Genomic DNA, 12,871 nt, shown 5'->3' with positions numbered 1-12,871 from the left:
TGATGCTAACGAGCTTCTCAAGCTCGGCCTCGACGAAATCCGAGACAAGGTGCCTAGGTTGATCGCGCTGGTACTCGGCACCGATCCGCTGGAAGTCGGGATCGTGAATATCCCGTTCATCGAACGACAGGCGGACGCCGCTTTGATGCGCTCGACCTTCTGGATTCTGGAACGGGACGAGGAAGGCCCGCTGGGGAACCCGCGGCACATCCTGTTCTTTTCGCGGTTCATCTTCCTGGATTTTTTCCAGCGTCGTGACGGGTGGACCGGGCTGATCCGCTTGCCACATATCTCGATCAACACGATCGAGAAGGTGGCGCACCCGCCAATGGATCTGCCCTACCGCATTCAGAAATCACCCTGATCCGGCGAGCAGCGACGGCGCGGCACCGCTCGGGTGCCGCGCCGGTCTCTCAGAGGTCCAGCGCCTCGCTGACTGCGGCGGCCGCGTCTCCACCGTCGGCGGTGGTTACACCGTCCAGCCAGCCCATGACCATGTCCGCATTGGCCGCCATCCAGGCCCGCGCCGCGTCCTGCGGATCCTCGCCGTCGTTGAGGATCGCTCCCATGATCTCGTTCTCCATCGCCAGCGAGAACTCCAGGTTCTGCAGAAGCGCACCGACATTGGCGCATTCCTCGACATAACCGGCACGAGTGTTGGTATAGACCGTCGCGCCGCCCAGGTCCGGGCCGAAGAATTCGTCGCCCCCGGTCAGGTAGGTCATCTCGAAATTGGCGTTCATCGGATGCGGCTCCCACCCGAGGAAGATGATGGGCTCGTCCCGCTTGGTCGCGCGGTCGACCTGCGCCAGCATGCCCTGCTCCGAGCTTTCCTTCACCTCGAAGCCCGACAGGCCGAAGGCGTCCTGGTCGATCATATCGATGATCAGCCGGTTGCCGTCGTTGCCCGGCTCGATGCCATAGATCGTCTCGTCGAGCGCGTCAGCATGTTCTGCAATGTCGGCGAAATCCGCGATGCCCAGAGCCGCGCCCGCAGCGTTGGTGGCAAGCGTGTACTTCGCGCCTTCAAGGTTCTCGCGTACCGTGTCCACTGTTCCGGCCTCGCGATAGGGCGCGATGTCGCCCTCCATCGTGGGCATCCAGTTGCCGAGGAACACGTCGATGTCGCCATTGGCCATCGAGGTATAAGTCACCGGCACAGACAGCACCTTAACGTCGGTCTCGTAGCCAAGCGCTTCGAGCACCACGGTGGTCGCGGCGGTCGTCGCGGTGATGTCGGTCCAGCCCACATCCGAGAAGATCACCTGCTCGCATTGCGCGGCGGCCATTCCCGCCGTCAGTGTCAGCGCGGTGGCGGCTATCGCGGTTCGCATCCTCATTTCCCTCCCAGTCGAGTGATCGATGCCACAGTAAAGAGCGCGTCACGCCGGGCTTGCAACCCCTCGCGGCTTTCGTGCCTTATCCGCCCGGGGTATCTTGCGGGACAACTTCCACCACCGGGAGAACGCCGTGACCCAGCCGCCGGGACATCGGGACCTGCGCACCCATTCCGTCGAGAACCAGCCGGGCGCTCTGCACCCGGATCTGTGGGCGCATGATCCTGCGTTTCGCGACCATGTGCTTAGGCATGGGGGGCGCAATAGCGTGCTGGAACGCGCAGGAACCCTTCTGTCAGGGGCTGACCTGCGGCACGCCGCCGAGGATGCCCGCCGCGATCCGCCGCGTCTTGTCACCCACGACCGGACCGGCGCGCGGATCGACGAGGTCCGGTTCAACACGGGCTACCACCGGCTGATCGAGACCGGGCTGGAACTGGGCTATGCTTCGATCCCCTGGGACGGCTCGGCGGGCGGTCACGTGACCCATGCGGGCCTTGTTTATCTGATGAGCCAGGTCGAGCCCGGCGTCTGCTGCCCGATGACCATGACCTATGCGGCAATTTCGGCGCTGGCGGCGGATGCGGCTCTTCTGGATGCCTGGCGGCCGAAGCTGGCGTCTGCCCGCTACGATCCGTCCATTGCTCCGGTGGCGGCGAAGCGGGCGGCCACGATGGGCATGGCCATGACCGAGAAACAAGGCGGTTCGGACGTGCGGGCGAACACCACGCGGGCCGAACCCGATGGCGATGTTTACCGGTTGACCGGACACAAGTGGTTCTGCTCGGCGCCGATGTCGGACGGGTTCCTGACACTGGCACAGGCGCCGGGCGGACTGACCTGTTTCGTGGTTCCGCGCTGGCTGGAAGGCGAACGCAACCCCGTCCACCTTGTGCGGCTGAAGGACAAGCTGGGGAACGTAGCTAATGCCTCGGCCGAGATCGAATACGATGGCGCTTTGGCCCACCGACTGGGCGACGAGGGCGACGGCGTTCGACGGATTATCGAGATGGTGCACTACACACGGCTCGATACCGCGATGGCCCCGGTCGGGCTGATGCGCGCGGCGCTCGCCGAGGCGCATCACTGGGCCTGCGGCCGGACCGTGTTCCAGCGGCAGCTGATCGACCAGCCGCTGATGCGCGCGGTACTGGCGGACCTCGCGCTCGACTGGGAGGCTGCGCTGGCACTGGCCCTCCGCGCCGCCCGCGCCTTCGACGACCCGGCGGAACGCGCCTTTGCGCGCATCGCCGTGGCGCTGGCGAAGTTCTACAACAACAAGCGTTGCGGTCCCGTGGTGGCCGAGGCAATGGAGGCGCTCGGCGGCATGGGCTACGTCGAGGAGACGCCGTTGCCGATGCTCTACCGGGAGGCCCCGCTCAACGGGATCTGGGAAGGCTCGGGCAACGTGATCTGCCTGGACATCCTGCGGACCTTGGCAAAGTCCGGGGAAGCGGCAGAGGCGCTGCGCGCCGAGCTTTCCGCCGCGAAGGGCACCGATCCAGCCTATGACGCGGCATTGGAAGCACATCGCGAGCGCTGGCCCGGCCTGCCCGACGAGGCAGAGGCGCGGTGGTTCGCGGAAAGCCTCGCCGAACTGCTCGCGGCGTCGGTACTGCTGCGCAGCGCGTCCGAGCCGGTGGCCGAAGGTTTCGTCGCAACCCGACTGGGTGGGAAACGGGGCCGCGTCCCCGGGTCCGTCACCGGTCTAGATACCGGTGCCATCCTAGCGCGGCTGGCACCGGAAAGCTGATTTCGGCTAACTGAGCAGATGTTCAGTTCGATAATCTACTCTTCGGCCCGAACCATTCCCCTGCCTGCCCCATAGGTTACGCCCACCACTTCCTCCGGCAGCACCTGAAGCTCCAGGGGCTCGCCCGTCGCGGCTGAAGCAGGCCGGATCGTCAATCGCCCCGCCGGAAGCACCACCGTTTCACCAAGCGCGACGCGGCCGACGGTCTCAACCCGACCGTCCAAATAGGTCCGCACGACCTCGAAACGGGGGATGAGGGCCTGCGCCACCGCGTCGTTCAGCGCCTCGGCGCTGCCGGCGTCGAAATAGGTCCCGCCCCCGGCCTCGGCCCAGGCCGAGAAGGTCTGGACTAGGTCGGCATCGTCGATAGCGAAACCGACGATGTTCACCCGAACGTCCAAACCTTGAGCCCGCAACTCCTCGATCGCGGCAGCGGGATCGCCGTCGCAGGTTTCCTCTCCGTCTGTCACCAGCACGATCACACGTGGCGCGGAGGCCCCGGCCAGGTCCGAACCGGCGGCGCGCAGGCTATCGGCGATGGCGGTTTTGGCGAGGTTGATCGCGGGCACACCGGTGATCTCGGCCTCGGCGCGCGCCCGATCGAGAGGCGCCAGCGGCAGACGCAGTTCGGTCCGGCAAGCGTCTTCTTCCAGCCCGAAAGCACGGAAAGCAAAAGGTGTACCCTCGGGCAGGGTCTCCCGCACAAGGCTGGACAGCGCCTCGTGCGCGACCTCGATCCGCCGCCGACCGTCGAGCCTTTGCAACATCGACCCCGAGGCATCGAGGATCACCTCGATCGCGCCCTCGCGGACCGCTTCAGGCTCGGGTGCAGCCGAAATGGTCAGCGTGATCTCTCCTTCGGGTTCGACGATCTCTTCCAGCGAGGCGGTCAACCGGTAGGCCTTGGGCGAGCGGAACAGCGCGGCGGCCATATCCATCCCGTCCGCCAGCCCCAACGGGCCGATGACGCGCTGGAAACGGCCACCGTTGACCGCGGCCCAGTCCATCAGGATCGCCGCGTTTTGCCTCTCGCTTGAATCGACCGAAAGCGCAACCACACGCGGTGCGGCCCGCAGCAGTGGCGACCAGAGTTCGGGGTCCATGCCGGTTTCCGCATCGGTTATGATCACGATCCCGCGCGCGCCCTCCCGCCCCATCAGGGCTTCCGAGGCGATCCGCATCGCGCCCTCCGCATCGCTCGAGCCCTGTTGCGGAAGATCGGCGAGCACCGGCTCCAGCACGTCCGGGCTTTCGGCCCATTGCGCCAGCAAAGGCGCATCAACGCCGAAGGGCAGAAGATTCAGCGCATCCCGCCCAGGCTTGAGCGAGCGCGCCCATGTCCGCACCGCCGCCAGCGTGCGCGGCAGATAGGCGGCGACGCTGCCCGAGGTGTCCCAGCTGATCATGACCGAACGCGGCGGCTCGTGGATTCTGAGGTAGTGAGGACCGGGCCGAAGCACCGCACTGAGCCGACCATCCTCTTTCCTCGTCAACGGCAGCGGTGTGCCGCCACCATCTTCCAGTTCGGCGGCTACATCGGGTGCAGCCGTGCCGAAATCTAGTACAAGTTCCTGCGCGGGACCGTCGGGAACATCGATGCGCCACCAGTCCTCGTTGCGTTCGATCAGCACCGAGGAGGCAACCGGTGTGCCGGTCAGTAGCGCGACTGCCGCTTCGCGCTCTGGTCCACCTGCCGGATCGACGGCGGCCAGCGCGCTATGCGCCTCCCGCGCCTCGTAAGCGGCGCGGGGACTTTCATCCTCCCAGAGACCGAGAACCGAGGTGCCGGGAACTTCCAGCGCTTCGATGGCATCAGGCCCGGCGAGCTTCTCGCCCTCTGGAATGCGATAGGTCAGGCGCAGGTATCGCGCCCAGACCGGGGCCTCGAAGCGAAGGTCCGTGCGCAGTTCCCCCGCCCCAGGTGAGGGTAGCGCGCCGACCGGCTGCCACGGCCCGGACGGACCGTCGGTGCTCACCGAAACCTCGGCCTCGGGCAAGCGCCCCTCCTCGTCAGGATCGCCCACCCAGGCCACACCCGACAGCAGGGCGGCGCGGTTCTGGTGAAAGGCTACCACCTGCTCAACCTTTCCGGTCTTCACGGACCAGGGACGGTTCGTCCGGTCGGGTTCGGCCACGAGCAACGTGCTGTTCCAGTCGCCGCCGAGGTTCGGAGCGGTATGCACCACATGCCCGCCCAACGCCGGGTCGCCAGCGTTGATCGGGGGCAGGCCCTCGGGGTGCGTCCCGGGCACGGCAATCATCTGAATCTCTTGGACCGTGGGCCGCGCGCATCCGCCACGGCACTCGGGAAAACGCACCCGAACGTGGCTGGCCGGGGTCGGCGTGTCGAACACCAGGTATTGCGGCGCATGGCTCGAGGCAAGCTGCCGCGCCGCCGCCAGTTTCCAGTCCTCACCGGTGGCGGATGTATAGATCTCGACGCTCGACGGCCAGTCCTTGGGCGGTGCGGTCGATCGCAACTGGACCATCCCGCCCACCAATGTCGCAGGCGCCGCAAGGCTGAACTCCAGATCCGGCGCGGTGGGACGGGTGCTGGTGTGAGGAACAAACCCGTCGTGGAGATAGGCGCGCCCGGTCTGCTCATTCTCGTCCGCCGCAATTCCGTCGGCGCGGACCAGCCGTGCTCCGAGCCCGTGATGCAGCACATTGAGTCCGCCACGCAGAGCCTCCGGCGCAAGCCAATAGGACGCCGGATTGACCGGGATCGCGCCTGGAGCGGCGGGAAGCGTGGTCATCCCGGCCGCGAAGTCGTCATCGCTGTCGGCACGCAACACCAGCCCCGGCGCGATCACGGGGCTAAGCCAGGGTGGCGCCGTCAAACTGGCCTTGACCTTTGCCTCTGCGCCCGGCGCCAGCGCCAATGTTTGATGCTCCAGCGCCAGACGCCAACCATCGGCATCGACGCGCGCGCTCAGGTCAAGCTCAAGCGCAATGTCGCCCGAATTGCGCAGCGTCGCGGTCATCGGAAAGTGCTGACCATTGTTGTCATAAGCCGCCAGCGTCGGCGCAGGCTGGAACGAGATCGCGACGGGCAGATCGCCGGTCGGCTGCTGCTCGGGTACCTTGCGGGCCATCAACTCGGCCATTCCCGGAGGCGGCGGAACGGGCGCGTCATCCGCCTCGGCGGGTGCGTCCTCGGGCGGGATCAGGCGGAACTCGGCGGGCGGGCCCATGTCCGAGGGACGAGCCAGATCGTCGGGTCCGAGCAGCGTGCAGGTCGCAGAGAACGGCATGTCCTCGAGCGCGGGATCGCGCAGCCGCATCAGCGGCTTGTCGCGTGCCCGCAGCACGTAGAGGCCTTCGAGCGCCGCGTCCCTTACGAGATCGAGATTGCTGGCCATCAGGCCGGTGTCGAAAGCGAGCGGACCGCCGGGGCCGCGACACCCGAAAGCGCCGACTGCGCCCTCGGGCAAGTCCAGCGTGAAACCGGGACGCGGGGCGCCAGCCACCCAGGTCACCGCAACGCTTTCGCCCGGGGCCAGCGTGAGCGGCTGTTCGAACGCCGTGATTGGTGCGCCAGGATCGGGCCACGCTTCCGGCGCGAAGCGCATTCGGCAGTCATACGAACCAGTCTCTTCCCCGCCATCGATCTGCAGCCGCACCGCGCCTCCGAGATCCGGGTCGTATTGCTGAACGGTCATTCCGCGCGTCGGGTTCAGGATCTTCTTGCCAGTCGACCAGTTCCACAACGCCCAGCTTCTGAGGGCTGGGCCGCCATCGCAGATGACCGCCGCCGTTCCGCTGCCCTCGGGCAGGGGCAGGAAGACGTGGTCGATACCGTCGAAAGCTCCGATTTCGGCCGAGATGTCGCCGTCGCGGGGCAACTTGACCGCGTCGACGGGACGGTCGTCCGGCTCTTGCGAAACGATTGCCGCAAGCCGCTCGACGCGCACCGAATATGTCCCCTGTGGGCGCTTTTGAGTGCTCCGCACGCGGACCTCCCAATCGCCCGCCGGCAGGGTCGCGCGGTAGCTGTAGGCGCCTTCGCCCGGCCGGAACAACCGCTTGCCTCCGTGTTGCGTGCCTTCCAGCATGAGCCGAGCATCCAGTTCGCCATCGCCGGGCGGGGTGACGGTGATCTCGACCGGGCTTTCCGCGTCGAGCCGGAAAAGGTAGCTGTCGGTGTCCTCTACCGAGTGGAACGCGCCGCGGACCTGCCTGCCGAACTCCAGCCTCTGCCCGTCCTTCGCTGCATCGTTCGGCTCGCCTTCATAGTCCCCGGGCCGCGTGCCCAGGTCCATTACTCTCAGGCTGTAGTCTCCGTCACCGCGCAACTCGACCCGGTAGTCGCCCGGGACCAGCGCAAGTGCGTCCGCGACCGCGCGGCCACCTTTCGCGCGGACATCCGCGACCACGCCATCCCGCCCGTGCAGGATGAGCCGCTCGGCGCCCGCGGTCATAAGCCTCCAAAGGTTGTCGGAGACGCCGTGGGGTACCGTGAAGCCGAACATGTCCGTATCATCGGGCGTCAGCGCACCGCGCACCCGTAGCGACTCGGGCAAGGCCATTGCAGCGTCCGATGTGTCATTAGGCTCGATCTCGTGGCCGGTCGCGGCGGGCGCGCTGTCGGAGAGAATGACCGAATAGCGCACCGCGTCCCGATCGCCCATCTGACGATGCAATTCCAGCCGGTAGCTTCCCGCCGACAGTGCAAGCGGGCTGTCCACGACCTGACCCAGCGTCGCTGTCCGGCTCCACAGCGTCGCGGTGCCTGAGGTTTCCTCGCGCATCAGCGTCGCCGTATAGGACGCCACATCGCTGTCCGAGGCCACCGCAAGCTCCAATACGCGGGGCGCATCGAGCGTGAAACCCAACAGATCGTAGTCGTTCTCGTGGATCAACGCCCCGGTGAACTCGGTGCCTGGGGTGATCGGGTTGGGCTCCGTCCGGTTCGGCTCGGCCTCGTCTAGCCCCGAATCGTCCGGGGTGACACGGACCAGAACCAGCGGCGGCGACCCGTCTCCGGTGACGCGGGCGCGCAGCGTGAAGCGGGCGTCGTCCTCCGCAGCCCACGGATAGAGCCCTGCAGAGCCGAACGATGTGCCCCCCAGATCCGCTTGCCAGTCGGCGCGGGCCTCGGCCATGACCTCGACCTTCAGGGGCGCGTCCGGTGCGGGCAGGCTCAGGCGGAGGTCTTCGTCGGGCCGCAGGAGCAACTCTCCCGTCTCGAGGGGCGCGTCACGTTCGGGCAGCGCGTCGAGCGGGCCGAGCGCACGGTCCTGCGTCAGCGTCGCCGTCGCACCGGTCGAAGCACTGAGGCTGACAAGGTAAGGCTGCCCCGCCGCAAGAAGCATCGGCCCGATCCGCGGCGGCGCGGTGAGACTGCCGGCCGCAACATGGCGGCGCGGTGCGGTCCGCCCGTCATACCGTCCGTCGGGCGTTGGGAAACTCGAAAGGAAGAGAGCCCCGGGGGCGTCGAGCGCAAGGCTGTAGATCCCGTCCTCAGGTGCTTCGATCCACGCCAGCAGCCCTTCGGCAAGGTCGACCTCGCTAAAGTTATTTTTGCCGATCTGCAGAACCGGTGCGGCATCGAGGATCCCGGCCTGTTCCTCCATAGCCTGCAACTGGGCCTTGGTTTGTGCGCGGGCCACCGGCACGTGTGCGGCCCAAATCGCTGCCAGCACAGCCAGGGCGCCCATCACCGCAGTCAGTTTGCCCCCGAAACACCCTGGCACTTTCATGATTGGATCCCCCGTTCCGCCGGGCGACCGTAACACGCGACGTCCGCTCCGCGAACCGGAGGGGCCGCCCCGATGTGCGGGGATCACATTACGAGGCTGTCCAGAAGGCCGGGTAGCGCATCGTAGTGATCCAGCACGGCGGCCGGCCGAAGCCGCGCGACGCCCCCGCCCTCGGGTCCGAAGCCGACCAGCACACAAGGTACACTGGCATTGCGCGCGGCGTCGACGTCAGTCTCGGTGTCGCCGATCAGAACGGCGCGGGCAGGATCTCCGCCAGCGCGGGCGATCGTCTCCAGAAGATGCTTCGGATCGGGCTTGCGGACCGGCAGACTGTCGGCCCCCAGCATCGCCGAGAAGCGGTCCCGAATGCCGAGCCGCAGCAGCAGCGTCTCGGCAAGACCAGTGGGCTTGTTCGTGCAGACCCCGAGCGCCCAACCGTTGGCGGCTAGCCGGTCCAAGGTCCGCTCTAGCCCGTCATAGAGCCGGGTGTGCGTGTCGATCCCTGCCTCGTAGCGCGTCAGGAACGCAGGCAAGGCGGCGTCGATCCGCGCTTCGATCTCGGCATCCGGAGTGCCGGCCCGGGCATGTCCCAGCCGCAACATGGCGCGGCCACCTCGGAAAGCCACCGCGCTGTCGGCCACCGGGTCCAGCAGCGGCGCGGCGAAAGCCCCGTTCGCAGCCGCGATCAGATCCGCCGACGTGTCGGCCAGCGTTCCGTCCAGGTCGAAGATTGCCGCTCGCATCGCATGCTCCTTTGGTCTCTCATCGCATAGCCGGAAACCCGCTGAAACCATTTCTGATGCCGCACCGCTTTGCGCCTTGCATAAGGGCTGCTAAGAGGGCCGAAACGGGATACTGACGAGCACCCATGAGCACCGCGATCATCGTTCTGGCGGCCGGCCAGGGAACACGCATGGCATCGGACCTACCCAAGGTCCTGCACGAGGTCGCGCACGCGCCGCTCCTGCACCACGTGATGGGCGCTGCCGCCGCGCTGGACCCGACCCGGACCGTGATTGTCGTGGGCAACGGCGCCGAAGCGGTGGCTGACTCCGCTCAGGCGCTGGACCCGAATGCAGAAACCACCCTGCAGGCAGAACGATGTGGCACGGCCCATGCGGTGGCTCAGGCACGCCCGGCACTGGAGGACTTTTCCGGCGACGCCATGGTGCTCTACGGTGACACGCCATTCGTGCGCCCCGAAACGCTCCAGGCCATGCAGGACGCGCGGGCGCAGGGCGCAGCGGTCGTGGTGCTGGGCTTCGAAGCGGATGACCCAACCGGCTACGGCCGCCTCATCACCGATGCAGACGGCGCGCTGGAGGCGATCGTCGAGCACAAGGACGCGACCGAGGCGCAGCGCGCGATTACCCTCTGCAACTCCGGTGTCGTCTGCGCCGATGCCCAGACGCTGTTTTCGCTGGTGGATGCCGTCGGCAACGACAATGCCAAGGGCGAATATTACCTCACGGATATCGTTGCGATCGCCCGCGGACGAGGCCTGCCCTGCCGCGCGGTGACCTGCGACGAGGCCGAAACGCTGGGCGTGAATTCCCGCTCCGAACTGGCCGAGGCCGAGGCGATCTTCCAAGGACGCGCGCGCGCACAGGCGATGGCCAACGGTGCGACCCTGACGGCGCCGGAGACCGTTTTCTTCGCCCATGACACGCAGCTTGGCCGTGACGTTGCGATCGAGCCCTTCGTGACGTTTGGCCCCGGTGTAACTGTCGCCGACGGCGCGCGTATCCGCGCCTACAGTCATCTCGAGGGCGCTTGCGTTGGTGCGGGCGCCATTGTCGGCCCCTATGCCCGGCTGCGCCCCGGCGCGCGGGTCGGACCGCAGGCCCGGATCGGCAATTTCGTCGAGGTGAAGGCGTCGGAAATCGCCGAGGGCGCCAAGGTCAACCATCTGACCTACATCGGTGATGCCTCGGTCGGCCCAGGTGCGAACATCGGCGCCGGCACAATCACCTGCAATTATGACGGGGTCTTCAAGCATCGGACCGAGATCGGCGCCGGCGCGTTCATCGGTTCGAACAGCGCGCTGGTCGCCCCGGTCAGCATTGCCGATGGCGGCTATGTCGCCTCGGGATCCGTAGTCACATCGAACGTCGGGGCCGGTGATCTTGCGATTGCGCGGGCACGTCAGGTCAACAAGCCGGGGCTAGGCGCACGGATGATGGAACGTCTGAGATCGCTCAAGCAGAAGGGAAAAGCCTGATGTGCGGGATTGTAGGCATCCTCGGCCAGCACGAGGTCGCGCCCCTGATCCTGGACGCGCTGCGGCGGTTGGAATACCGCGGTTACGACAGTGCGGGCATCGCCACCGTTCACGAGGGTCAACTCGACCGACGCCGTGCGACCGGCAAGCTTTGGGCGTTGTCAGATCTGCTGGTGCGGGACCCGATCCGAGGCCATGTCGGCATCGGGCACACTCGCTGGGCGACACATGGCGCTCCTACGGAGGCGAACGCGCACCCGCACCGGTCGGGTCCGGTGGCCGTCGTGCATAACGGCATCATCGAGAACTTCCGCGATCTGCGCGCCGAACTGGAAGCCGAGGGCGTCACCTTCGATACCGACACGGACACCGAGGCGGTCGCCCACCTGACCGCGCGCGAGATTCGCAACGGCCGCACGCCGATCGAGGCTGCCGAGGCAACGCTTGCCCGGCTCGATGGGGCCTTCGCGCTGCTGTTCCTCTTCGAGGGCGAAGAGGACCTGCTGATCGCCGCCCGTCGCGGCTCGCCGCTTGCGATCGGACACGGCGAGGGCGAGATGTTCGTAGGCTCGGACGCCGTGGCGCTCGCGCCACTTACGCGGGAACTGACCTATCTGGAAGAAGGCGACTGGGCCGTGATCAGCCGCAACGGCGCTCAGGTCTATGACGAGACCAACGCCCCGGTCATGCGCGATCGCACCACGGTCGCCGCCGCCAACGCCTACGCGGACAAGGGCGTCCACAAACACTTCATGGCGAAGGAGATCCACGAGCAGCCGACGGTGATGTCCTATGCGCTGTCGCAGTACACCGCGGCCGATCGTGCCGGCGTCGCGCTGCCGGGGATCGAGATCGACTTTACCGGTTTCGACCGCGTGGTGATGGTGGCCTGCGGTACCGCCTACCTTGCCTGTCATGTCGCGAAATACTGGTTCGAACAGCTGGCCCGGATCCCGGTCGAGATCGAGGTCGCCTCGGAGTTTCGCTACCGGGAGCCCCCCGTCGCGCCCCGGACGCTGGCGATCTTCGTCAGCCAGTCGGGCGAGACCGCCGACACGCTGGCCGCGCTGCGCTACATGAAGGGCAAGGCCGCGGCGATCGCGGCGGTGGTCAACGTGCCCGAAAGCTCGATCGCGCGGGAGTCGGATCTGGTCTTCCCCATCCACGCAGGTGTCGAGGTCGGCGTCGCTTCGACCAAGGCGTTCACCTGTCAGCTGACCGTGCTGGCGGCACTGGCTATCCTGGCAGCGCGTCAGACCGGGCAAATCGAGGAGGACCGGGAGGGGGCGCTGGTCTCAGCATTGGAATCCGTGCCGGCGGCGATGGCGCAGGTACTGGCCCGCGAAGAGGTCTACGGGCCGCTTTGTTGGGATCTTTCAAAGGCCTCGGATGTGCTGTTCCTCGGCCGCGGCGCGATGTACCCGCTGGCGCTGGAAGGCGCGCTCAAGCTGAAGGAAATCAGCTATATTCATGCCGAGGGCTATGCCAGCGGCGAGTTGAAGCACGGGCCCATCGCGCTGATCGACGAGACCGTACCGGTTATCGTTCTTGCGCCGTCGGACACGCTTTTCGACAAGACCGTCAGCAACATGCAGGAAGTCATGGCCCGCGGCGGCCGGATCCTGCTGATCTCGGACCGCCCCGGACTGGAGCGCGCCTCGGAAGGCATCTGGCAATCCCTGCGCCTGCCCGAGATCGACCCGTTCGTCGCGCCGATCCTCTACGCGGTTCCGGCCCAGCTACTGGCCTATCACACGGCGGTCACCAAGGGGACGGACGTGGACCAGCCGCGCAATCTGGCGAAGTCGGTCACGGTCGAGTAGCACGGCGCCCGGTGGCCCCCGTCGGATGCCTCCGG

At 67.0% G+C, this 12,871-nt stretch carries 7 protein-coding genes; 4 read left to right on the top strand and 3 right to left on the bottom strand.

The window, feature by feature from the left end; translation table 11 throughout:
- The first annotated feature begins 49 nt into the window (after positions 1-49).
- Positions 50-364 (top strand): hypothetical protein, encoded by a 315-nt coding sequence (locus ACW9UR_RS22625; protein ID WP_458919351.1) that lies wholly within the window; start codon positions 50-52, stop codon positions 362-364.
- A 49-nt stretch (positions 365-413) separates the two neighbouring features.
- Here the strand turns inward: ACW9UR_RS22625 and choX are convergent, their stop codons facing one another.
- Positions 414-1,334, bottom strand: a complete 921-nt coding sequence (gene choX, locus ACW9UR_RS22620) for a choline ABC transporter substrate-binding protein (protein ID WP_458919350.1) — start codon at positions 1,332-1,334, stop codon at positions 414-416.
- Between the two features lie 136 nt (positions 1,335-1,470).
- Here choX and ACW9UR_RS22615 point away from each other — a divergent pair, with 136 nt between their 5' ends.
- Positions 1,471-3,090, top strand: coding sequence for an acyl-CoA dehydrogenase family protein (locus ACW9UR_RS22615; protein ID WP_458919349.1), 1,620 nt, complete (start codon positions 1,471-1,473; stop codon positions 3,088-3,090).
- A gap of 35 nt (positions 3,091-3,125) precedes the next feature.
- Here the strand turns inward: ACW9UR_RS22615 and ACW9UR_RS22610 are convergent, their stop codons facing one another.
- On the bottom strand, positions 3,126-8,792 hold the full coding sequence (locus ACW9UR_RS22610) for a VWA domain-containing protein (protein WP_458919348.1): 5,667 nt from the start codon (positions 8,790-8,792) through the stop codon (positions 3,126-3,128).
- 83 nt (positions 8,793-8,875) lie between these two features.
- Complete coding sequence (locus ACW9UR_RS22605; protein WP_458919347.1) at positions 8,876-9,535, bottom strand: HAD-IA family hydrolase; 660 nt, start codon at positions 9,533-9,535, stop codon at positions 8,876-8,878.
- 125 nt (positions 9,536-9,660) lie between these two features.
- Here ACW9UR_RS22605 and glmU point away from each other — a divergent pair, with 125 nt between their 5' ends.
- Positions 9,661-11,013, top strand: a complete 1,353-nt coding sequence (gene glmU / locus ACW9UR_RS22600) for a bifunctional UDP-N-acetylglucosamine diphosphorylase/glucosamine-1-phosphate N-acetyltransferase GlmU (RefSeq protein ID WP_458919346.1) — start codon at positions 9,661-9,663, stop codon at positions 11,011-11,013.
- Complete coding sequence (gene glmS, locus ACW9UR_RS22595; protein ID WP_458919345.1) at positions 11,013-12,836, top strand: glutamine--fructose-6-phosphate transaminase (isomerizing); 1,824 nt, start codon at positions 11,013-11,015, stop codon at positions 12,834-12,836. Before glmU ends, glmS begins: the two co-directional genes overlap by 1 nt.
- Positions 12,837-12,871: the final 35 nt, after the last annotated feature.

It is taken from the genome of Halovulum sp. GXIMD14794 (genome assembly GCF_054457455.1).
The sequence above is the reverse complement of the archived record's forward strand: the minus strand, read 5'-3'. Positions and strand labels throughout refer to the sequence as shown.